This is a genomic window from Saccharopolyspora sp. NPDC003752 (genome assembly GCF_053605825.1).
The window spans coordinates 72,228-94,977 of the sequence record NZ_JBSGJZ010000020.1 but is presented as its reverse complement, the minus strand read 5'-3'; the positions used below and the strand labels follow the sequence as shown (position 1 = coordinate 94,977).

Sequence of the window (22,750 nt, the reverse complement as noted above, 5' to 3'; positions counted from 1 at the left end):
CAGGCCCCCGGTTTCGCCCGAATCTCCTTCGCCTCCCACCGCGGAGGCGAAGGAGCGGGGCCGCCCCGGGAGATCCTCCGGGGAAGGGCAGCGGTCACTCGATGTCGTGCGGGGTGCGCCGGACCGTGCGCCGCCGGTCGTCGATCTCCTCCCACCGGTCGCCGTAGATGACGGGCGTGATCGCGTCCGAGCGCACGAAGTCGTGCGGGAAGCCCAGCTCGACCCTGCTCACCTCGTCGAGCCGGTCGAGGTGGGCCGCCTCCAGTTCCAGCTCCAGGCTGCCCAGGTTGTCCCGCAGCTGCTCCTGCCTGGTGGCGCCGACGATCGGGACGATGATGCCCGGCCGCGAGCGCAGCCAGGCGTACGCCACCTGGGCCGGAGTGCGGCCGACCTCCTCGGCGATGCGCACCGCCTCCCGGACGATGCCGTCGGCCCGGTCGTGGTCGCCGCCCCAGTCGTAGGTGTTCAGCCGGCCGTGCTCACCGCGCAGGTACTTCCCGGTCAGCCGCCCCTCCGCCAGCGGGCCCCAGACCAGCACGCCGAGATCGAAAACCCTTGACATGGGCAGCAATTCGCGCTCCGGCGAGCGGTCCAGCAGGTTGTAGCGCAGCTGCACACCGATGAACGGCGACCAGCCGCGCAACTCGGCGAGCGTGTTGGCCTGGGCCACCTCCCACGCGGGCCAGTCCGAGACCCCCACGTAGAGGATCTTGCCCAGGCGGACCTGGTCGTCGAGCGCGCGCATGATCTCGTCGACCGGCGTGAAGGTGTCCCGGGCGTGCACCCAGTACACGTCGATGTGATCGGTGCGCAGCCGCCGCAGGCTCGCCTCCAGCGAGGCCACCAGGTTCTTGCGGTGACTGCCCACCGCATTGACGTCACCGCGCCGCGTCGGTGCGTTGTACTTGGTGGAGATCACGAACTCGTCGCGCCGCCCCTCCAGGAGTTCGCCGAGGATCTGCTCGGCGGTTCCGTTCGTGTAGGCGTTCGCGGTGTCGATGAAGTTGCCGCCGGCCCCGGCGTAGGCGTCGAGGATCTGGCCGCAGGTTTCCTTCGGCGCGCCCCAACCCCAGTCGCTGCCGAACGTCATGGTTCCCAGGCACATTTCCGATACCCGCAGGCCGGTCTTGCCGAGGAGGGTGTACCGCATGCATTTCCCTTCGGTATTGCCGCCCGGTCGCGGGCGTCGGCTCGTCCTCTGGAAATCGATTTCTGGCTACCCGGCGTCGAGCATTTCGCAATGCCCCAGGACATAGCTGCGCATGAAGTCGTCCACGCGGTACTTCAGCGCGCTGCCGGCGGCCACGCCGTTGGTGTGCACCAGCCCGGCGTCCACCAGGTCCGCGAGCAGCGCGCGGCTTTCGTAGGCGGGGCGGCCGAGCAGGGCAGGGATCTCGGTGTAGGTGATGGCGTTCGGCGACACCCGGCTGAGCGCCTGGAGGCCCGATCGCTGATCCGGTGTCAAGTTGTTGTAGCCCTTGCGCACGCTGTCGCGCACGCTGAGGTCCCCGATCACGAGGTGGTCCAATCGCTTGCGCGGGTCGGCCAGCAGCGCAGCGAGATCGCGCGGCTGCACGTAGGGCCGCGCGGCGAGCAGCGAGCCCGCGATGCGCAGGGCGAGCGGGTTTCCCGCGCAGCAGGCGACGAGCTCGCGCACGCCTTCGGAGTCGGCGGCCATCCGGTCGGTTCCGAACAGTCCGGCCAGGTAGTCCCGGGATTCTCGATTGGTGAAGCCGGGAACCCGCACCGACCACCGGCAGTCGATCGCGTGCAACTTGCGGTGGCTGATCAGCACGACGACGCTGCGGCCGACCCCCGGCAGCAACGGGCGCACCTGGGCCTCGTCCACGACTCCGTCCAGCAGCAGGAAAACCTGCCGGGACGCGAGCAGGGCGCGGAGCAGGGCGCACTGCTCCTCCAAGCCGGCGGGAACGGAACGTGCGCCCAGTGAACGAAGGATGCGGCTGGGGATCTCGTCGGTGCACACCCCCGAACCGTCTTTGAACTGCAGATCGACGTAGATGTGACCGTCGGAGAACTGGTCTTTGAGCCGGTGTGCGACGTGCACGCCGAGCGCCGTCTTGCCCGCGCCCGGCGCTCCGGTGATGTTGACGATCCGAGGCCGGTCGGCGGCCATGCTGGCGTCTGGTGCCAGCGTTGCGCATAATCGCCGCAGCACCTGGAGCCTTCCGATGAAGAAGGGCACGTCGGCGGGCAGCTCGGAGAAGACGTCATGACGGCGCTGCGCCCCGCCTGCGGTGTTGGATGCGGCGCCGACCCGCGCAGCGGATCCGGGCCGGCCCAGGAATGGCGCGTGCGCCGTGCGGTGGAATTCTTCGGCTTGTTCGCGCTCCAACCCCAGCGTTCGCGCCAATAGCCGCACCGACGAGCGCTGCGGTCGCGACGTCTTGTCGCGCTCCAGGTCGCTGATCGTGCGCACGCTCAGCCCGGACTGCTCGGCGAGCCCTTCCTGCGTGAGTCCGGCCGCAATGCGGAGTCGGCGCAGCAGGACACCGAAGGAATTCCCACCACCCCCGAATCGCCCGTCTTCCCAGATCAGTCCGTCAACCATGCCGTTCCCCAAGAACAAGTATTCCCCGTTCCGCGGACCCACCCCGGAACAGAAATAGCCACCAGTTCGAACGCCCTCCTGAATTCCGAATACAGACCCCCCAGTCGCTCGCATTCGAGCTCGATACGGCATGCACGCAACACCTCTGACCGAGACCCACACGGTCACAGCAAGTCAAACATGACCAAAGTGGCGTTGCCACTTTAGAGCAAACAATCACCCATTCAGCCCACTACAGTTGCGATTAGTAGCTAATACCCATAAGTAACCGCACTTTTGGAGCAATGAGGTTCCATCGAAGCTTGCGAGCCTGTTTCATACTGTAACGATTTACCTGGATTTCAGACAAAGCAGTCATGTCGTTCTGCGCTAAACGGCCGACAGTGGCATTCGCACATTCGGCCCCAGTCGAAGAGGACGTTTGTCCAAGCAAATGTGATGCTCGCTACAGCAACCTCTGGAGGAGGACGCAGATCTGCTGATCCGCCCCACCGGCGACGCGCGGAAAACGGGAACTCAAGACGGTGAACTCCACTCTTGGAGCAATTCGCCCAACCCGGTACACGCGAAAATGCGCGGAGTTCGCAGAATATTTGTTCCTGGTCGCGAAACGCGTTCCCCGGTTCGCTCGAAGCACATCTGGACGGGGATCGGAGACCTCTTGGAACCGCAGGAACGAATGAAGATCGGCATCCTCGTTTGCGCGCACAACGCGTTCTGGCGGACCGGACTGCAGTCCCAGCTGGGCAAGATCGGCGGCATCGACGTGGTGGGCGAGGCGAGCAGCGCCGCGGAGGCCGAGGCGCTCGCCGAGCGGCTCGCCCCCGACGTCGTGCTCACCAACATCGACCTGGCGGACGACGTCGAGGGCGGCAGGTGGTCCTGGCTGCCGAAGATCCGCCGCGACCGGGCACGGCCGACGATCTTGCTGCTGGCCGACCGCACCGACCGCAGGCTGATCGGCGGGCTGCGCGCCGGGATCGCCGGCGTGATCACCGACGACTGCACCGCGGAGGAACTCCGCCGCGCAGTGCTCGCGGTGCACGAGGGACATCGCTACCTGCAACCGTGCCTCGTGGACCCGGTGCTGGCCTTCCTCCGCGACGCACCGGCCGACGCCGACCACGACGTCGTGCGGCAACTGACGGCCCGCGAACGCGACATCCTCGACCTGGTCGCGGAAGGACTGTCCAATCGGGAGATCGGTGCCCGGCTGTTCCTGTCCGAGACGACGGTCAAGCACCACGTCTCGCACCTGCTGCGCAAGCTGGGCAACCGGGACCGGCTCCAGCTGGCCGTGTTCGCGCACCGCAACGGCCTGGTCGCGCGGCGGTCGGCATCATGACCGCCGAGCTGTCGCCGTCAGCGCTCGGGTGCCAGCCACACCACCCCGCACGGGGGCAGCCGCAAGACCGCCGAAGCGGGCCAGGAGTGCCACGGCTGGTCGTCGGCGGTGATCCGCGCCGGGTTGCCGACCCCCGAACCGCCGTACTCGCGGGCATCGGTGTTGAGCACCTCCCTCCAGCGTTCGATGGCGGGCAGGCCGATGCGGTACCCGTCGTGGGCGACGCCCGCGAAGTTGGCCACGCACGCCACCACGGATCCATCCGCGCCGTGCCGCAGGAACGCGACCACGTTGCGGTCGGCGTCGTCGCCGACGATCCAGGAGAAGCCCTCTTTGCGGAAGTCCCACGTGTACAGCGCGGGCAGCTTCGCGTAGGTGTGGTTGAGATCCGTGACCAGGCGGTCCAGCCCGCGGTGCAGGTCCGCATCGGCGTGCTCGGTGAGCAGGCCCCAGTCCAGCGAGCGGTTGTCCGCCCACTCCCGGGCCTGGCCGAACTCACCGCCCATGAAGAGCAGCTGCTTGCCAGGATGCGCCCACGTGAAACCGAGCAGGGCACGCAAGTTCGCAGCCTTCAGCCACGCGTTGCCGGGCATCTTGCCCCACAACGAGCCCTTGCCGTGCACCACCTCGTCGTGCGAGAGGGCGAGCACGAAGTTCTCGGTCCAGGCGTAGCTCAGCGCGAACGTCAGCTCGTCCTGGAGATCCCGGCGCTCCACGGGATCGTGCGAGAGCACCGACAGGGTGTCGTGCATCCACCCCATGTTCCACTTCAGGTCGAACCCGAGCCCGCGGTCGGCAGGTGCGGTCACACCCGGCCAGGCGGTCGACTCCTCGGCGATCATCACCACGCCCGGGTGGTGTTCGTGGACGGTGGCGTTGAGCTCCCGGAGGAACTGCACCGCTTCGAGGTTCTCCCGCCCGCCGAACCGATTGGGCGACCACTGCCCGGGCCCGCGGGAGTAGTCCAGGTAGAGCATCGAGGCGACGGCGTCCACGCGCAGGCCGTCCACGTGGAACTCCTCGATCCAGTACAGCGCGTTGGCCAGCAGGAAGTTGCGGACCTCGGGGCGGCCGAAGTCGAAGACCAGCGTGCCCCAGTCCGGATGCTCCCCGCGCTGCGGATCGGGGTGCTCGTACTGCGGTTGCCCGGTGAAGCGGGCCAATGCCCAGGCATCGCGCGGGAAGTGCGCCGGCACCCAGTCCAGGATGACGCCGATGCCGCGCTGGTGCAGCCGGTCCACGAAGTACCGGAAGTCGTCCGGGGAGCCGAACCTGGTGGTCGGGCTGTAGTAGGAAGTGACCTGGTAGCCCCACGACCCGCCGTAGGGGTGCTCGGCCACCGGCAGCAGCTCGACGTGGGTGTAACCGCGGTCCGCCAGGTAGTCGCCGAGCCGGTCGGCCAGTTCCCGGTAGGTGAGCCCCTTCCGCCACGACCCGAGGTGCACCTCGTAGATGCTCATCGGGGACGACAGCACCGCGGCGCGCCCGCGCCCCCGCAGCCAGTCCGCGTCGTGCCACTCGTGGCCGGGCTCGTGCAGGACCGACGCGGTGCCCGGCGGCGGTTCGGCGGCGAAGGCCATCGGATCGGCCTTGTCCCGCCACCGTCCGTCCACCCCCAGCACCTGGAACTTGTACCGGCACCCCGCTTCGACGCCCGGGACGAACAGCTCCCACACCCCGGAAGTGCCCAGCGCGCGCATCGGGTGCCCGGTGCCGTCCCAGCCGTTGAAGTCCCCCACCACCCGCACGCCGCGGGCATCCGGCGCCCACACCGCGAACGCCGCGCCGCGCACCGTCCGGTCCGGCAGTTCGAGGCTCCGGCGGTGCGCGCCGAGGACCTCCCAGAGCCGCTCGTGGCGTCCCTCGCCGATCAGGTGCAGGTCCAGCTCGCCCAAGGTGGGCAGCCAGCGGTAGGGGTCGTCGAGCTCCACGACGCCCTCCGCGCGGCGGACTTCCAGCCGGTGGTCGGACACCGGCAGCGGCGCCTGTCCGACGAACAGCGACGGCATCACCTCGAGCAGCTCGTAGCGGGTGCTCCCACACCGCACCGCGACCGCCTGCGCACCGGGTTGCACGGTGCGGAAGACGGTCCCTGCGCCGGCGCGGTGCGCTCCCAGCAGCGTGTGCGGATCGGGGTGCGAACCGTCGAGCAGCCGCGCGTACTCCCGCACCGCAGGCGGCCGACCGGTCACGGCTGCTCCTCGACGACGGGCAGCCGTTCCACGAAGGACATCGGTATCGACAGCCAGTCCGGCCGGTTGGCGTGTTCGTAGGCCACCTCGTACACCGCCTTGTCCACCTCGAAGGCCCGCAGGAGGGCCCGGTCCTCGTCGACCACGCGGCTGACCTGCCGGTAGCCGTCGAGGAACGCGGTCCTGTTGCGCTGCGACCACTCCTCGGCACGGCGCGGCGAATCCGTGCAGTGCTCTCCCCCCGTGAACAGCTGGAAGGCCGCGTAGTCGAAGGATCGCAGCATTCCCGCGACGTCCTGCAACGGCGACCGGGGCTCGCGGCGGACCTCCAGGGGCACCGCGGGTTCTCCTTCGAAGTCCACCAGCACCCATCCGGTCGGTGTGCGCAGCACCTGGCCGAGGTGCAGGTCGCCGTGGATGCGCTGGACCGTCAACGCACCGCTGCCCGCACGCGCCGCCCGGTACGCGGACAGGATCGACGGGCGGTGCGCGGCCAACTGCGGGACCTGCCCGGCCACCTCGTCGAACCGGGCGACCATCGCGTCCAGCCAGTCCTGCCGCTGGGCGTCCCGGACCTGCGTTGCGCCCAGCGCGTCGCGCAGGTCGGCGTGCACCTCCGCCACGGCCCGCCCGAGGCGGCGCGCCTCGGCGGCGAAGTCACCGCCACGTTCGGCGGGCACCGGACCGGGCGCGGTCATCAGGTCGCGCACGCTGGCTGTCGCCATCGACCAACCGTCCGCATTGGACGGGAGCAGCTCCTGCACCATGCCGAGCGCCACCGGGCGGCCGCGCAGCCGCCCTTCGACCGAGCCGAGCGGGCGGGCGATGTGCCTGGATCCCGCGCCGCGCAGGGCCCGGTGCAGTTCCAGTTCCGGGTTCGTGCCGGGGAAGACGCGGCGGAAAAGCTTGAGGATGTACCTGTTCCCGTACACCAGCGAGGTGTTGCTCTGCTCCGCGCCCAGCAGCCGGGACGGAACGCCGGTGTCCAGCCGGACGCCGTCCTCCGGCCGGAAGCGCAGTTCGCCGACGGTGGTGTCCGAGGCGATCAGCTGGAGCAGCAGCCGTCCGAAAGCCGGGTCGCGCACCGCGGCGTAGGCGGTGCGGGACCCGATCTCACCGATGCGCGCCGGGCGGAGCGCCGCCGGCAACGAGCTCCGCAACCCGACCAGCAGTTGGTAGTCCTCGGCGCGGTCCGGCTGGTGCACCCGGGCGATGAGGTGCAGGAACGCGGGATCGTCGTCGTTGAGCGCCGCGACGTGCACGATCTCGACCGACTGCACCGGGCGGTCCTTGCCCGCGAACCAGCGCTGCCCGGGCAGCCACCGGGCCAGCGGTTCGGCGAGTTCGCCCACGCGGGACAACACGTCCGTGGAAGTCATCGATGCTTACCGCCCTCCGCGATCGAGGTGATCTGGAACCAGTAGAAGCCGTTCCCGGGAACCGTCAGCAGGTACGGTTCCGGGCCGATGGCGGGAAAGCGCACGCCGCCGGTCAACTCGATGGGCACCGAACCCTCGTGCGCCGACAGGTCCAGCTCGACCGGCTGCGGGAACCGGGACAGGTTGTTGACGCACACCACGACGTCGCTTCCCCCGGCGGCTTCGTGGCGGCGTTCGTAGGCCAGCACGGTCGGGTTGGACGCGCCGAGTTCGGTGAACAGCCCCAGCCCGAAGGCCGGGTGCTGCCTGCGGATGCGCAGCATCGTCCGCGTCCAGTTCAACAGCGATGACGGGTCGTTGAGGTGCTGCTCAACGTTCGTCGCCTGGTAGCCGTAGATCGGGTCGGCGATCAGCGGCAGGTTCAGCCGTCCGGGGTCGGAGCGCGAGAAGCCGGCGTTGCGGTCGGGGTTCCACTGCATCGGGGTGCGCACCGCGTCGCGGTCGCCGAGCCAGATGTTGTCGCCCATCCCGATCTCGTCGCCGTAGTACAGCACCGGTGAACCGGGCATCGACAGCAGCAGCGCGGTGAACAGCTCCAGCTGGTTGCGGTCGTTGCCGAGCAGCGGGGCGAGTCGCCGCCGGATGCCGATGTTGGCCTTCATCCGGGGATCCGCGGCGTACTCGGAGTACATGTAGTCGCGTTCCTCGTCGGTGACCATCTCCAGGGTCAACTCGTCGTGGTTCCGCAGGAACACGCCCCACTGCCCGCTGGCCGGGATCTGCGGCGTCTGCTGGAGGACCTCGGAGATCGGGAACCGGTTCTGCCTGCGGACGGCCATGAAGATGCGCGGCATCAGCGGGAAGTGGAACGCCATGCGGCACTCGTCGCCGCCGACCGCCGGATCGCCGAAGTACTCCAGCACGTCGGCCGGCCACTGGTTGGCCTCCGCGAGCAGGACGCGGCCCGGGTACTCCTCGTCCACGACCTGCCTGCACCGCTTGAGGAACTCGTGCGTCCGCGGCAGGTTCTCGCAGTCGGTGCCCTCCTCTTCGAAGAGGTAGGGCACCGCGTCCAGCCGGAAGCCGTCGATGCCCAGGTCCAGCCAGAACCGCAGCACGTCGAGCATGGCGTCCTGGACCGCCGGGTTCTCGTAGTTCAGGTCCGGCTGGTGGGAGAAGAACCGGTGCCAGTAGAACTGGCCGCGCACCGGGTCGTAGGTCCAGTTCGACGTCTCGGTGTCCACGAAGATGATCCGCGCGTCCGGATATCCCTCGTCGTCGTCGGCCCACACGTAGAAGTCGCCGAAGCGGCCGCCGGGGTCGCGGCGGGACTCCTGGAACCACGGGTGCACGTCGGAGGTGTGGTTGAGCACCAGGTCGGTGATGATCCTGATGCCGCGCCGGTGCGCCTCGTCCAGCAGGTGCGCGAAGTCGTCGATGGTGCCGAATTCCGGTAGCACGGCGCGGAAGTCGCTGATGTCGTAGCCGCCGTCGCGCAGCGGCGACGCGTAGAACGGCGGCAGCCACAAGCAGTCGACGCCCAGCCAGCTCAGGTAGTCCAGCCGCTCGGCGAGACCCCGGAGGTCGCCGACCCCGTCGTCGTTGGAGTCGAAGAACGACCGCACGAGCACCTCGTAGAAGACCGCGGTCTTGTACCACTCCGGGTCGTCGGGCAACGCCCCGGTGGGCGCCGCCTCGGAGCCGCTGCGCGGCAGTTCGGGTGCCCGGCCGAGCAGTCGGCCGGGCGGGGGTTCCAGCAGCATTGCTTGTCCACCTCGTCTTCGACGGCCTGCCGAGGGCGCGCGGCACCCATCGCGGTCCCCGGTGCGGGAACCGCGCGGCGGCAGGGAGGAGATCAGCGCTGAGCGGACGGCTCAGCGGACGGTGACGATGTGCGCGATGTCGCGCTCGGGTACGAATTCGACGTAGTTGGAACTGCCCCATTCCCAGGTCTGCCCGGTCACGAGGTCTTCGACGGCGAACCGCGCATCCCGGTCCAGGCCCAGCTCCGGCATGTCCAGCAGCAACGTGCCCGCCTGGCGGTCGTGGGGATCGAGGGTGATCACGCAGATCACCAGGTCTCCGCTAGCCGGATCGGTCTTGGAGAACGCGATGATGTTCTCGTTGTCGGTGCGGTGGAAGTGCAGCGTCCGCAGCTGCTGCAACGCCGGGTGCCGGCGGCGGATGGCGTTCAACCGCTGCAGCCACAGTTCGAGGGACCGCCCCGAAGCCCGGGCCGCGGCGAAGTCCCGCGGCCGGAGCTGGTACTTCTCCGAATCGAGGTATTCCTCCCCGCCGGGCGCGGCCGGGTGGTCCTCGAACAGCTCGAATCCGGCGTACACGCCCCAGGACGGCCCCAGCATGGCCGCCAGCGCGGCGCGGATCGCGAATGCGGCGGGCACGCTGTGCTGGAGGTACTCCGGCAGGATGTCGGGGGTGTTGACGAACAGGTTGGGACGCGCCTCGTGCAGGTGTTCCAGCAGTTCGTGGCCGAACTCCTCGAGTTCCCGCTTGGTGTCGCGCCACGTGAAGTACGTGTAGGACTGGGTGAATCCCAGCCTCGCCAGGCCGTACAACCGGGCGCGGCGGGTGAACGCCTCGGCCAGGAACAGCACGTCCGGGTGCTCCGACTTGACGTCCGCGATCAGCCGGTGCCAGAAGTTCGGCGGCTTGGTGTGCGGGTTGTCCACGCGGAAGATCCGCACGCCGTGGTCGATCCAGTACCGGACGACGTCGAGCGCCTCCGCATACAGCCCGTCGGGGTCGTTGTCGAAGTTCAGCGGGAAGATGTCCTCGTACTTCTTCGGCGGGTTCTCCGCGAAGGCGATCGAGCCGTCGGGCAGCCGGGTGAACCAGTCCGGGTGCTCGGTGACCCACGGGTGGTCCGGCGAAGCCTGGAAGGCCAGGTCCAGCGCGACCTCCAGGTCGAGCTCGCCGGCGCGGCGGACGAAGGCGTCGAAGTCGTCCTCGGTGCCCAGCGCCGGGTGGATCGCGTCGTGGCCGCCCTCGCTCGCCCCGATGGCCCACGGCGACCCGACGTCGCCCGGTTCGGCCCGCGTGGAGTTGTTGCGCCCCTTGCGGTTCGTCTCGCCGATGGGGTGGATCGGCGGCAGGTAGACGACGTCGAAGTCCATTCCGGCGATGCGCTCCAGCTCGGCCTGCGCGGTCGGGAACGTACCGTGCGCGGCCACGCCGTCGTCGTCCACGGGCCCGGTGGAGCGCGGGAAGAACTCGTACCAGGAGCCGAACAGCGCCCGGTGCCGGTCCACCCAGATCTGGTGGGTGCTGCCCCTGGTCAGCAGCTCGCGCACCGGTTTGGCGCACATCGCCTCGTGCACGGCCGGCGACAGCGCCGGCTCGACCCGGTGCGCCAGTCCCGCGTCCGGGAACCGCAAGGTCGCTGCGGCGGTGCGCAGCAGTTCCCGCGTCCCGGCGTCCCAGCCGGGGCGGCGCGCCACCCGCTCCAGCAGCCGGGCACCTATCTCCAGATCGTTGGCGAGCTCGGATTCGTCCTGCCCGGCGGCCAGCTTGGCCTCCACGGCGTGCCGCCACGTGGCCCACGGGTCCGACCACGCGTCGATGCGGAACCGCCAAAGCCCTTGGGCGTCGGGCACGATCGTCGCGGCCCACAGGTCGGCGTCCGCGTCGATCCGGGTCATCCGCGTCTGCCGGCCGGCCCCGTCCGGGCCGCGCCACACCACCGTCGCGGCGAGCGCGTCGTGGCCCTCTCGCCACACCGTGGCGCGGACCGAGACGTGTTCGCCGACCACCGCCTTCGCCGGGTGCTGCCCGAGCGACACGACCGGGCTCACTTCCTCGACGACCAATCGACCGCTCAACGTGGACTCCTCGTGTCTCGGGCGCGCAGGTGAACGGGCTTCTTCCCGCCCGCCGCGACCTCGGCCAGGTAGAGGAGCAGCAGAAACGCGTAGAGCAGCAGGCTCACCGTGGAGCTGGCGAAACCGGCCAGCGCGGCGACGAAGTACAGGATCGGTCCGACCCGGAACCGGCGGCCCATCCGCCGGGCCTCCTCCGGCGTGATGCCCGGACCGAGCAGCCGGTGGCGGTGCGCCGCGTAGGCCCAGATGGCGTTGAACATGACCCCGCCGAACGCCAGCACGCCGCCGTAGAGCACCGTGGCCGTCCGATCGCCGTGGTCGGCGGTGATGGCCTGGGCGAGCACCGCGGTGGCGAACGGCAGGAACACCACGTCCAGCAGCAGGAAGAGGTTGAACAGCAGGAGCAGCCGGTCGACGCGGTTGATGAAGCGGAACATGGTGTGGTGGTTCAGCCACACCTGGCCGATCAGCAGGAAGCTGATCACGTAGGACAGGTAGGACGGCCACAGCGCCGCCAGGTCGCCGGCGAGGTGCTCGGACGGCTCGGGCGGGTTCAGTTCGAGGATCAGCAGCGTGATGGAGATGGCGAACACCGCGTCGCTGAACAGCTCCAGCCGGTTGGTGGACAACTCGACCGAATCCGGCGGCTTGGCACCGGATTCGGGGAGGTCGGGTTTTCGCACGATGTCACTTCCTCGGTGTCGGGACCGGGCCGGCGGGAACGCGCCTCCGCCGGCCCGGTTCATGGCCGGCTCACCCCGGGGATCCGGGGATCAGCGGGTGCCCGGCGGGATGATCCAGTTCTCCTGGACGACCATGGAGTGGATGTAGCGCTGCTCGACGAAGGTCCGCAGGTCCTGCCGGACCACGCCGAACTGCGGCGACGCCAGCGCCTCCGCCAGCGCCTCCTGGTCGTCGAACCACAGCTGGTGCACGCAGTCCAGCGGCGCCTCGGCCACCGCGTAGGCCGCGTCCCGCGTGTGGTTCTGCACGTAGCGCCGCAGGCCCGGGATGCCGAGCAGCTTCGGCGCGTGGGTGTCGAGGCTGTAGCGGCGGAAGTACTCCAGGTCCATGCCGCTGCGGCGCTTGACCAGCACCATCAGCTTCACCCGGTCGGTCGGGCCCGCCACGTACTCCTGCCCGGGCCGCAGCACGTGCGCATCGGTGTCGAGGGCCAGGGTCTGCCAGAACGCCGCCCACCGCGGCTCGTCCTCGCGCGCGCCGTTGACGTACTCCGGCGACTGCACCGCGGCCAGCTGGTCGGCCTCGCTCTCCACCCACATCTCGGCCACGCCGCTGAACAGCGGGCCACCGGGTTCGTCCACGGCGGAATCCACCCGCCGGTCCACTATGTACTGCTTGATCTGCGGGATCTTGCTCGCGTACTCGACCGCGTGCACGTCGATCCAGTAGTCCTGGAAGTCCTGCTCGCTCATACCGGGTTTCGGGCGAGCGAAGATGAGCTGTTGAATCAACCCAACACTCCTCGTCGGAATTCTCCGCGCCGTGATGGCGCGGCTGACTCACCGCTGGTTCGCCAGCATTTCGATGATTCGCCGGGCGAACACGTTGCAGTGCTCGCCGGTTCGCGCGGTGACCAGGTCACCGTCGACGACCACGTCCTGGTCCACGTAGTTGCCGCCCATGTTGCGCAGGTCGCCGAAAAGGTTGTTGTGCACCACCGCGTTTCGCCCCCGCACCAGTTCGGGGGCGGCGGCCAGCAGCCACATGCCGTGGCAGATGATCCCCTTGACCACTCCCGCCTCGGCGAACGCCCGGCGAAGGAACCGCAGCGCGGGTGGCTCCCGGTGGACGTCCTCGCTGTAGCGCAACCGATCGGCCACCATGCCGGACGGCACGATCACCGCCTGGTAGTCGGCGGCGTCGACGTCGTCGAGGTCGATCCCGCAGCGGAAGGGAACCTGGTACTCGTGCCCGTGGAAGGTCAGCTCCGGCTGTCCCCACAGCCGGCTGACGAAGTCCACCTCGATCCCGTCCTCGGGAAAGCGCCGCTGGTAGTAGGAGATCTCCGGTTCGTAGTAGTCGCTCTCGACGAGAACGGCCACCTTCGTCGTCCGGCCGGGCATCGGCCGGCTCACAGGTGACCGCGGAAGGCGTCCACCATGCACGTGGCGTCGATGTAGATGCGCCAGTTGGTGACCTTCCCGCCGCGCACGGTGAACCACTCGACGTACTGCGTCGAGAAGGTGCGCCCGGTGTCGCGGACCGTGGCCTTCTCCCGCAGCACGGCCGCGGCCTGGTCGCCGTCCACCAGCAGCTCGACGAGCTCGACCCAGTTCACCTCGGCCAGGCTGTGGAAGATCTCGAAGGAGCTCTGCACCTCCGCCAAGCCGTGGAACGTGCCGACCCACGGCAGGATCTCCGGAAGTCCCGCCACCGACGGCTTGTTGACCCACTCCACGTCGTCGTCCAACTGCGTGAACGCCCGCGCGAGGTCGCCCTCGCCCAGCGCCGCGAACCACTCGCGCACCACCTTCTCGGTGGTCTCCTCGTCGACGGTTCCGTCGTTCATCGCAAAACCTCCCTGCCCCGCAACTCGGGGTCTACTTCGGACTTGATGCCGGTTCAGCTGACGATCTTGGGAGTCAGCACCTCGATCACGAACGGCCCGTCGTAGGCGAGGGCCTGTTCGACGACCGGGCGCACCTCGTCGGGTCGCTCGATCCGGGCCCCCGGCACCCCGAACGCCTCGCCCAGGCGGACGAAGTCGATCGGCGGCCGCGCCAGGTCGAACGAGCCGGGGAAGTCGTGCACCGCGACGTCGAGTTCGTCCCAGTACTCCTCGATGTTCAGCTTCAGCAGCTCGTAGCTGCGGTTGTTGCAGATCACGAACTTCGCGCCGATGCCGTAGCGGGCGGCGGTCCACATGGCCTCGGCGGTGTAGAGCGTGCCGCCGTCGCCGGCGAAGCCGACGACCGTCCGGTCCGGGTTGGCCAGCTTCAGGCCGACCGCCCCGGGAATCCCGACACCGAGCGACCCGCCACGGGTCTGGAAGTACTCCCCCGGCGCCTTCGGCGACAGGTACCGGAACAGCTCCGGAGACGCGGTCAACGACTCGTCGAAGTAGACCGTGTCCGCCGGGAGGCACCGGGCGAGTTCCTTCGCGAAGCGGGACACCGGCATCGGCGAGTCGTCGTGCCGCCGCTCGTCCTCCTGGAGCGCCGTGGCGAGGTCGGCGACCGTGCGCTCACCGATCTCACGCGCCCGGATGCGCGCCCGCCCGCGCTGTTCCGGTTCGAGCTCGGCGTCCACCTGTTCCGCCAGTGCCGCCAGTCCCTCGCGGACGTCGCTGACGATGCCGACGTCGACCGGGAAGTTCTTGGCCATCTCCCAGGTGTTCTGGTCGATGTGCACGATACGGGCGGTCGGGTCGAACACCTCGTGCAGTTCCGGGAACACCTCCGGGAACACGTAGGTCCCGCAGATCACCACGGCGTCGGCGCGCAGCGTGGTGCGCCGGCTGGCGGCGCCGAACATGTGGCCGAGCTGACCGCAGAACTGCGGATGCCCGGGCGCGATGTTCACCTCCGCCCAATCCGCTCCCCACACCTCGGCGCCGAGCAGTTCCGCCAGGCGGGCCAGTTCGGCCTGCCCATCGGCGTAGGCGACCCCGTCACCGGCGATGATCATCGGGCGCTCGGCACCGACCAGCATCCGCGCCGCGCGGGAGATCGCCTCCTCGTCCGGCCGGGCGCGGGTGTGCAGGAACGAGGTCGGGTGCGGGCGTTCCCTGGTCGGGGCGTCCAGCACGTCCATCGGCAGGGACACGAACACCGGCCCCATCGGGGGCGTCGCGGCGATCTTCATCGCCCGGCGCAGCACTCGCAGCACCGAGTTCGGGTCGACCACCCTCGTCGCCCACTTGGTGACCGGGCGGGCCATGCCGACCAGGTCGGCGGCCATCTGCGAGTCCATCGCGTCGTAGCGCAGTCCCGCCTCACCGGCGAGCACCACCAGCGGGCTGTGCCCGCGATTGGCCTGGTAGAGCATCCCGATGCCGTTGCCGAGCCCGACACCGGTGTGCAGCTGCACGACGGTGGGCTTGCGGGTGGCGCGGGCGTAGCCGTCGGCGATGCCGACCGTCGCGGCTTCCTGCGGCACCAGCACGTACTCGGGGCTGCCGGCCTGCTCGATGGAGTCCAGCAGGCCCTGCTCCACCGTGCCGGGGTTGCCGAAGACGTACTGGACGCCGTCGATCCGGAGCTGTTCGACGACCGCGTCCTTGGCCAGGATCGTTGTTGTCATGATCGACCTCTCTCGCCGGGGACCGGCACCGCCCGGGGGGCGAGCGGTGCCGGTGCGGCCGTCATCAGCGGTGGAAGCCCCACTCGCGCAGGCCCTCGTCGAGGACCTCGACGAGCTTCTGCCCCGTCAGGTACGAGTCCGGCGTGGTGCGGCCGGTGATGAACGGGTAGTCCACGATCACCGAACGCTCCTTGCCGAAGTTGCCGTGGAAGGCGCCGTCCGGGGCGACCGCGTCGCGCAGGATGTACTCCAGCGGGTACGGCGGCGGGCCGATGATGAAGTCGGTCCGCATGAACCCGGTGTAGTCCTTGTAGTCCAGCTCGATGGCGTGCCCGGTGACGTGCTTGCCGCGGATGATGCTCACGCGCTCGTTGAAGTCGCGCGCGAACGCCAGGCAGGCCACGCCGTAGCACTCGGCGGCGATGGGCCGGTCGAGGGCGTGGAAGGCCAGGATCAGGTCGTGGACGCGGAAGTTGTTCACCATGTCCACCAGCGGCCCGCTACCACCGACCAGCAGCAGCGCGTCGTAGCGCTCGGCGATCTCCTCCTGCACCCGGGCCAGGTCCCGGTTGTACGCCTCCAGCTCCCGCAGGAAGTTCGGGGAGCTGTGGTACGGCCGGTCGGGCAGCCAGTCGGCGATGTTGATCGGGTTCTCGAGCCGGTCGGAACCGTCCAGCACCCGGACCTTCTCCGCCATCTCCGGCGTGGTCACCGCCTTGCCCAGCGGCGGGTCGACCAGCTCCGGGTCCATGCTGACCGTGATGGCCAGCGGGCGGCGGCCGGTCGGCGTGGCCAGCTCGACCTCGTAGCCCGCCTCGTCGAACGTCTCCAAGGGGCCGACGAGTTCCTCGCCCCAGTAGCCGTACTCGGAAACGACGACCAGAATCCTCTTGCTCATATTCGTCCTCTTTCCCATCAGACGTTGTAGTGCGCCTTGACGTCCTCGCCGAAGCCCGCGTAGTCGCGCAGCGGCCACACGACTTCGAATTCGAGGTACTCGCGCATCGGCAGGCGACCGAGCGCGGTGCGGTCCAGTTCCTCGATCGACTCCACGTCGACCACCGCGATGACCCGCTTCTGCGCGGCCACCTTCCAGATCCCGACCGTCATTCCGGAATCGACGGTCTGCTGGGCCAGGGCCGTTTCGTCGGCCTGGACGTCCCAGATCTCGTCGAGCGAGATCCGTCCCTCGTGGTTCCACTTCATCTGGACGTAGAACAGCATCCAACTACCTCGCGATGTGCGAATTCGGTCAGTACTGCTGGGATTCGGTCCGCAGCTCGCGGACCAGGTCGTGGTCGGACCCGAAGACCTCGACGGCGATGTCCAGCGGACGCTTGCCGTCGTGTCCCTCCAGGTCCAGCCGCGCGCCGGCGTCGATCAGCGCGCGGGAACATTCCTCGTAGCCGTGCCAGAGGGCGTCGTGCAGCGGCGTGTAGCCGTTGGTCGCGCCCTGGAAGTCCAGCAGGATTCCCGGTACGGCGAGCAGTTCTCGGGTGATGTCGGTCCGTCCGTTGTAGACGGCCTTGTGCAGCGGCACCGCGCCGAAGACCGGCTCGACGGCGTTCGCGTCGGCGCCCGCCGCCACCAGTGCGCGGGTGATCTCGGTGTGGCCGTCGCGCGTCGCCACCAGCAGCGGCGTGTGCCCGTCGTTGAAGTCGTTGCGCTTGGGATAGCGGGCTTCCACGTCGGCGCCGGCGGCGATGAGCGCGAGCGCGCGATCGGTGTCACCGGCGGCCACCGCGTCGAGCAGCGGCTGGGCCTCCGCGTAGGCAGCGTTGTCCCGCCGCCATCGCTGGATGTGCTCGTCGGCGGCGACCAGCCGCTCCTTGCCGATGGTGTTGACGTTGATCTCGTAGTCGAGGTGCTCGGCCATGCTGAACCCGTAGTGCGTGGCCAGGTTCACCGATGCGCCGCGGTCGAGCAGGTAGCGCACGATCTCGGGTTCCTTGAACCACAACGCCTCCATCAGCGGCGTGTGCCCGGTGCCCGGCACGGTGGCGTCCACCTGCGCCCCCGCTTCCACCAGCAGCCGGACCACCTCCGGCGAACCGCCCTGGCAGGCCTTGTGCAGCGCGGTCGCCCCGGCGGCGCTGTCGGCCGCATGGACGTCGGCGCCCGCGGCCAGCAGCAGGCGCACGGTCGCGCCGTCGGCTCGCCCGGCCGCCGCCATCAGCGCGGTCAGCCCGGAGTCGACGTCGCGGTGGTCCGGGTCCGCGCCCCGGGCCAGCTGCTCGCGCACCGACTCGGCATCGCGATGGCGAATCGCCTGGAACAGCAACGTGTTCCGGTGGCTCCGGAATGCCGCGCCCAGCCCCGCCGGGTCGAAGTAGACCTGCCACGAGCTGACCTTGCCCGCGCCGCCCAAGACCAGCCGGTGCGCGGCACCGACCTCGACGTGGGCGCCGGTGGCGATGTGCGTGGCCTCTTCCGCGATGGTGGCCATCGCGACGTCGCCCTGGGCGCGCAGGTCCCGGAGCACGTAGGAGGTGACCCGCAGCTCGTCGGCGGCGGTCAGCAACGCGGAGCGCATCGCATCGCGGCCCACGTGGGTGCCGACGTACGGGATGGCGCAGTTCTGCTCGTTGCAGGGGATTTCGAAGGTGATCTGTTCGTCGACCAGCCGGAGCAGGCCGGTGAGGTCGCCGCTGCCGAGGTGTTCGAAGCAGCGCCTGGCGATCTCGTAGGTCTCTTCGGTGCGCACGGTGTGCCCTTTCCGTTCTTCCGCTCGCGTCAGTCGGTTCCGCCGCCACCGGCGACGATCGCGCCGGTTCCGGTGAGCGCCCCGGCCAGGCGTTGCGGCGGGTCCACCACGACCAGGTCCTCGCCCAGGTGCAGGTGGGATTCCAGGTACAGCAGTTCGTTGATGGCGGGCCAGGACATCTCGGTGACCTCGGTGAGCACCAGCTCGATGCGTTCGGCATCGGCGGCGATGGCCGCCTCCAGCCGGGCCGCGAACTCGGCGACGTGCTCGGCGGTCAGCGCGCCGCGGCACACGATGCGCGCCCCGGTCGCGGATTCCTCGGCGAAGCAGTCGAAATCGAGGTCGCTGGGCGCCAGGCGCACCTTGACCCGGATCCGCCGGTCGCGTTCCGGCAACCGCACCAGCAGGCCCTCGGAGTCGAAGTCGTGGTAGCGGTCTCCGTCGATCCACACGTCGCTGATCCGCACCCGGCCCGGCGGCAGCAGATCGGGCGCGACCCGCAGCAACCCGTCCGCGAAGGCCGCCGGCCCCGGCCGGAAGTGCAGGTCCATCGGCTTGCCGCTGACGAGCAGTCCGGTGTAGACGGCCGCGAGGTAGCACAGCTCCACCGAGTGGTAGCCCGACATCGAGTGGCTGCCCTTCCGCCGCTCGGTGCCCACCAGGTAGGGAGTGCCGTCGGCGAGCACGTTGAAGTACACGCCGCCGTCGTCGTGGTCCAGGAAGAACGCGTTGTAGAACGCCGCGGACTCCCGGGCCAGCGCGAGGTGCTCGGGCGTGCCGAGCGTGCCCGCCAGGACGAGGTAGGCCAGGATTCCCTGCTCCTGCTGCCACCACGCCTTCCGGTCGTGCCAGGCGAAGCGGTGCCGCGCGGAGCCCTCGCGGGTGCGGTGTTCCACCACGTCGTACCAGCCGCCGCGCTGCCGGTCGCCGCCGGCGTCGGGCATCCTGCTCCCGATCTCCTCGGCCAGCTCCAGCGCGGCCGGCGAGTCGTCGAGGTTGCGCAGCCGGATCATGTTCCAGGCGATCTTGAGGTTGTGCCCGATGACCGCCCGGTCCTGCTGCCACCCCCATTCCCGGTCCGGCGACCAGTCCTCGTGGAAGCGCTCCTGCACGAACGGGCTGTAGTCGTCCTGCGGCATCCGGCGGATGATGGTGTCCCTGGTGTCGAGCAGGAAGTCGCGCAGGTCGTCGCGTCCCGTGGCCAGGAAGGCGTTGATCAGGTAGGCGGGCGCGTGGTCGCCGACGGAGTTCCAGTTCTTGCGCGCCCGGTTGTGCCCCAGCTCCGGCGCCCGCGGGTCGAGCGCGACCGGGTCGATGTGCGAGAAGTAGCCGCCGCGCTCGCGGTCGCGGTAGAACCGGTCGAACAGCGCCAGGGTCAGGTCCAGGTCGCGCAGGATGCCGGGATCGCCGGTGACGCGGAAGGTCTGCACGGGCCCGGCCAGGGCGTAGATCTGCTCGTACATGGGCACGGCGAGGTAGTCGTCGCCGAACTCCGAGGAGAAGATCTTGCGCTGTCCCCGCTCGGTGACGTCCAGGCCGTGGTACCAGTAGGCGTAACCGTCCTCGACGTTGCGGACCAGCAGGTTCTCCTGGAGGTGGGCCACGCCGCCCTCGGCGGCGTCCAGGAAGCGGTCCTCGCCGGTCAGCAGGTATGCGGTGGCCAGCCCGTACACCAGTCGCGAGATGGTGTCGGTCTCCTGCCGGTGCCCCTCGGCGTCGCCCGGCAGGTGCCTGCCGTCCAGCGTCAGGTCGGTGCGGTACCGCCGCCAGTCGTGCGCACCGTCGCCGAACTGGGCCCGCAGGTAGAAGTCGGCGATCGAGCGGGCCTGCCCCACCCACCACTCGGGGTCCTCGAAGACGTACGCGCCGTCGGCCTCCGTGGCGAAGCAGATGTGGCTCGCCTCGAAGCACCATCCGCCGGGATCCGGGTAGTAGATGCCGCGCACCAGGACGTAGCCGCCCCCGGCGAGCAGTTCGCGGGTCCGGGCGGTGGTGTCTCGGTAGGGCTCGTCGAGGTTGTGCAGGATCGACGACGCGGTGTTCGGCACCAGGTGTGCGGTGACGGTGCGCCCGTCGGACGTCGTTATGCCGAAGGAGTCCTGCACCACGCCGGGTTCGACGTATCCCGCGACGAGGTCGGAGCGGACGAAGTCGGGATTGTCTGCCATTTCTACCTGCTCTGCTCAGGGCTGGAAAGGAGGATGACGATGCTTCGGTCGGCCACCACCAGTTCGTCACCGGCGACCGGGATCTCCGTTCCGGGAGCGAGGAAGTCGCTCGGTGGAGGTGCCGCGGTGTCCACCACCCGCAGCCAGCGCCGTCCAGGGAGCCGGGGCAGCTCGAAGCGCAGTTGCTCGTGGAACATGTTGAACATGACGTGGCAGTCCGGGTCGCCGCCGAACCCGGCCAGCGTGACGGCGAACGCCCGCGCGTTCGGGTCGTGCCACTCCGGGCAGCCGAGTTCGGTTCCGTGCCAGCTGATTTCGGGCTCGCCGCGGTCGTTGGCGCGGTCGCCGAAGAACCGCGGGCTGCGCATCGCGGGCACCCGCCGCCGCAGGTCGATCATCGCCCGGAAGAACCGCAGCAGGTCCCAGTCGGCGGCCAGCCGCGACCAGTCGAACCAGGTCCGCTCGTCGTCCAGGCAGTAGCCGTTGTTGTTGCCCCGCTGGGTCCGCCCTGCCTCGTCGCCCGCCTGGATCATCGGAGTGCCCCGGCTGAGCAGCAGGATCGCGGCCAGGTTCCGCACCTGCCTGCCGCGCAGGGCGAGCACGCCCGGATCGTCGGTGTCGCCTTCGACCCCGCAGTTCCAGCTGTAGTTCTCGTTGCTGCCGTCGCGGTTCTGCTCGCCGTTGGCTTCGTTGTGCTTCTGGTTGTAGGAGACCAGATCGCGGAGCGTGAAGCCGTCGTGCGCGGTGACGAAGTTGATGCCGTTCGTGGCCACCTTCCCCTGCGGGCCGTAGATCTCCTCGCTGCCCGCGATGCGACGGGCCACGGCCGCGACCATGCCGCCGTCACCGCGCACGAACCGCCGCACGTCGTCGCGGAACAGGCCGTTCCACTCGCACCAGCGCTGCCCGGGGAAGTTGCCGACCTGGTAGACGCCGGCGGCGTCCCACGGCTCGGCGATGATCTTGGTGTCGCGGAGCACTTCGGACAGTTCGATCTCCCACAGCACCGGCGGCTGTTCCAGCACCGCCCCGCCCACACCGCGGGCGAGTTCGCTGGCCAGGTCGAACCGGAACCCGTCCACGTGGAAGTCGACGACCCAGTGCTCCAGGCTGTCGCAGATCATCTTGGTGACCAACGGGTGGTTGGCGTTCACCGAGTTGCCGCAGCCCGTGTAATCCATGTAGTAGCCGGGGTCGTCCGGGGACAGGTGGTAGTAGGACTCGTTCGCCGTGCCGCGGAACGAGATCGCGGGCCCGTGCTCGTCGCCTTCGCTGGTGTGGTTGAAGACCACGTCGAGGATGACCTCGATCCCGTTGCGGTGCAGGGCCTTGACCATGTCGCGGAACTCGTCGGCACAGCCTTCCGGCGTGCCCGCCGACGAGTACTCCTGGTGCAGGCTGAAGAACCCGATCGGGTCGTAGCCCCAGTAGTTGCGTAGCTCCGCGCCGTCCGGGCTGGTGCGCAGCACCTCGGTGGCGTCGAAGTCGAACACCGGCAGCAGTTCCACCGCCGTGATTCCCAGATCGACCAGGTACGGGATCTTCTCGATCACACCGCGGAAGGTGCCCGGTGCCGCCGCGCCCGACGTGGGCGACTTGGTGAACCCTGCGACGTGCATCTCGTAGATGACGGTGTCCGCCAGCGGAATTCGCGGTGGGGCGTCACCCTCCCAGTCGTACCGGCCGGTGTCCAGCACGACGCTGCGCATCGCGGTGGACGAATTGTCACCCGGCCCGACCGCGGCGTTCCGGTCCCAGCGGGTCTTGTCGATCGCCTTGCCGTACGGGTCGATCAGCACCTTCTGCGGATCGTGCCGCGACCCGTTCTCGTGCGCATCGCCCGGCCCGTCCACCCGGAACGCGTAGCGCTGGCCCGGCCCGATTCCGCCGACGTGGCAGTGCCAGAAGTAGAAGCTGCGGTGCACTGCCGGATCCAGTTCCACCACCGCGGGCTCGGTTTCGCCGTCGAACAGCAGCAGCTGCACCGAAGTCGCACGCGGTGAATAGATCGAGAAGTTCACCCCCGTCTCGTCGGGCGTGGCGCCGAGCGGTTGCGCCCGGCCGCGCGCCACCCGCCGTCCGCCGAGTTCGGCACTCACCATCCGTCACTCCCGCCAACGTCGTTTTTGCTTGCGCCATCGAAGAATTCCATCGAGGCGCGGGCTTCCACCACGTCAGCAGGTACGAATTCCGTAGGTACCTCGGTGTGATCGCGATCGGCACCAAAGTGCCGGTCGATGCGCACCAAAGAGCAGTTGTCGTCGCACCGGAACTGCGGAGACATT

General features: G+C 69.3%; 18 protein-coding genes. 1 reads left to right on the top strand and 17 read right to left on the bottom strand.

Annotation, left to right across the window (positions count from 1 at the left end; translation table 11 throughout):
* Positions 1-94: 94 nt before the first annotated feature.
* On the bottom strand, positions 95-1,150 hold the full coding sequence (locus ACWEV3_RS24995) for an aldo/keto reductase (protein ID WP_452616246.1): 1,056 nt from the start codon (positions 1,148-1,150) through the stop codon (positions 95-97).
* A gap of 66 nt (positions 1,151-1,216) precedes the next feature.
* Positions 1,217-2,572, bottom strand: a complete 1,356-nt coding sequence (locus tag ACWEV3_RS24990) for a helix-turn-helix domain-containing protein (RefSeq protein ID WP_452616245.1) — start codon at positions 2,570-2,572, stop codon at positions 1,217-1,219.
* 679 nt (positions 2,573-3,251) lie between these two features.
* On the opposite strand from ACWEV3_RS24990, the gene ACWEV3_RS24985 reads away from it, so the two are divergent.
* On the top strand, positions 3,252-3,917 hold the full coding sequence (locus ACWEV3_RS24985; RefSeq protein ID WP_452616244.1) for a response regulator transcription factor: 666 nt from the start codon (positions 3,252-3,254) through the stop codon (positions 3,915-3,917).
* Positions 3,918-3,934: 17 nt separating this feature from the next.
* On the opposite strand, the gene glgB is transcribed toward ACWEV3_RS24985, so the two are convergent.
* The 15 genes from glgB to ACWEV3_RS24910 form a co-directional block, all read right to left on the bottom strand.
* Positions 3,935-6,109: a 1,4-alpha-glucan branching protein GlgB gene (glgB, locus tag ACWEV3_RS24980; RefSeq protein WP_452616243.1), complete on the bottom strand. Its 2,175-nt coding sequence runs from the start codon at positions 6,107-6,109 to the stop codon at positions 3,935-3,937.
* Positions 6,106-7,488 (bottom strand): maltokinase N-terminal cap-like domain-containing protein, encoded by a 1,383-nt coding sequence (locus tag ACWEV3_RS24975; protein WP_452616242.1) that lies wholly within the window; start codon positions 7,486-7,488, stop codon positions 6,106-6,108. The genes glgB and ACWEV3_RS24975 overlap by 4 nt, the downstream gene beginning before the upstream one ends.
* Positions 7,485-9,251 (bottom strand): maltose alpha-D-glucosyltransferase, encoded by a 1,767-nt coding sequence (gene treS, locus ACWEV3_RS24970; RefSeq protein ID WP_452616241.1) that lies wholly within the window; start codon positions 9,249-9,251, stop codon positions 7,485-7,487. Before treS ends, ACWEV3_RS24975 begins: the two co-directional genes overlap by 4 nt.
* A gap of 111 nt (positions 9,252-9,362) precedes the next feature.
* The gene (locus tag ACWEV3_RS24965; RefSeq protein WP_452616240.1) at positions 9,363-11,327 is read right to left on the bottom strand and encodes a maltotransferase domain-containing protein; all 1,965 of its coding nucleotides are present in this window, start codon (positions 11,325-11,327) and stop codon (positions 9,363-9,365) included.
* Positions 11,324-12,010 carry a TMEM175 family protein gene (locus ACWEV3_RS24960; protein ID WP_452616239.1) on the bottom strand — a complete coding sequence of 229 codons (687 nt, stop codon included), beginning with the start codon at positions 12,008-12,010 and terminating at the stop codon, positions 11,324-11,326. The genes ACWEV3_RS24965 and ACWEV3_RS24960 overlap by 4 nt, the downstream gene beginning before the upstream one ends.
* A 90-nt stretch (positions 12,011-12,100) precedes the next feature.
* Complete coding sequence (locus ACWEV3_RS24955; protein WP_452616238.1) at positions 12,101-12,802, bottom strand: EthD domain-containing protein; 702 nt, start codon at positions 12,800-12,802, stop codon at positions 12,101-12,103.
* A gap of 48 nt (positions 12,803-12,850) precedes the next feature.
* Complete coding sequence (locus tag ACWEV3_RS24950; protein WP_452616237.1) at positions 12,851-13,414, bottom strand: DJ-1/PfpI family protein; 564 nt, start codon at positions 13,412-13,414, stop codon at positions 12,851-12,853.
* Positions 13,415-13,422: 8 nt separating this feature from the next.
* Positions 13,423-13,860 carry a nuclear transport factor 2 family protein gene (locus tag ACWEV3_RS24945; protein WP_452616236.1) on the bottom strand — a complete coding sequence of 146 codons (438 nt, stop codon included), beginning with the start codon at positions 13,858-13,860 and terminating at the stop codon, positions 13,423-13,425.
* A gap of 53 nt (positions 13,861-13,913) precedes the next feature.
* Entirely contained in the window at positions 13,914-15,593 is a 1,680-nt protein-coding gene (locus ACWEV3_RS24940) for a thiamine pyrophosphate-binding protein (RefSeq protein WP_452616235.1), read from the bottom strand.
* Between the two features lie 64 nt (positions 15,594-15,657).
* The gene (locus ACWEV3_RS24935) at positions 15,658-16,491 is read right to left on the bottom strand and encodes a type 1 glutamine amidotransferase domain-containing protein (RefSeq protein ID WP_452616234.1); all 834 of its coding nucleotides are present in this window, start codon (positions 16,489-16,491) and stop codon (positions 15,658-15,660) included.
* Positions 16,492-16,508: 17 nt separating this feature from the next.
* Entirely contained in the window at positions 16,509-16,817 is a 309-nt protein-coding gene (locus ACWEV3_RS24930) for a muconolactone Delta-isomerase (RefSeq protein WP_452616233.1), read from the bottom strand.
* Positions 16,818-16,845: 28 nt separating this feature from the next.
* Positions 16,846-18,297: an ankyrin repeat domain-containing protein gene (locus ACWEV3_RS24925; RefSeq protein WP_452616232.1), complete on the bottom strand. Its 1,452-nt coding sequence runs from the start codon at positions 18,295-18,297 to the stop codon at positions 16,846-16,848.
* Positions 18,298-18,326: 29 nt separating this feature from the next.
* Complete coding sequence (locus tag ACWEV3_RS24920) at positions 18,327-20,465, bottom strand: AGE family epimerase/isomerase (protein ID WP_452616231.1); 2,139 nt, start codon at positions 20,463-20,465, stop codon at positions 18,327-18,329.
* Between the two features lie 2 nt (positions 20,466-20,467).
* Positions 20,468-22,567 (bottom strand): glycogen debranching protein GlgX, encoded by a 2,100-nt coding sequence (gene glgX / locus ACWEV3_RS24915; RefSeq protein ID WP_452616230.1) that lies wholly within the window; start codon positions 22,565-22,567, stop codon positions 20,468-20,470.
* Positions 22,561-22,749: a hypothetical protein gene (locus tag ACWEV3_RS24910; protein ID WP_452616229.1), complete on the bottom strand. Its 189-nt coding sequence runs from the start codon at positions 22,747-22,749 to the stop codon at positions 22,561-22,563. The genes glgX and ACWEV3_RS24910 overlap by 7 nt, the downstream gene beginning before the upstream one ends.
* Position 22,750: the final 1 nt, after the last annotated feature.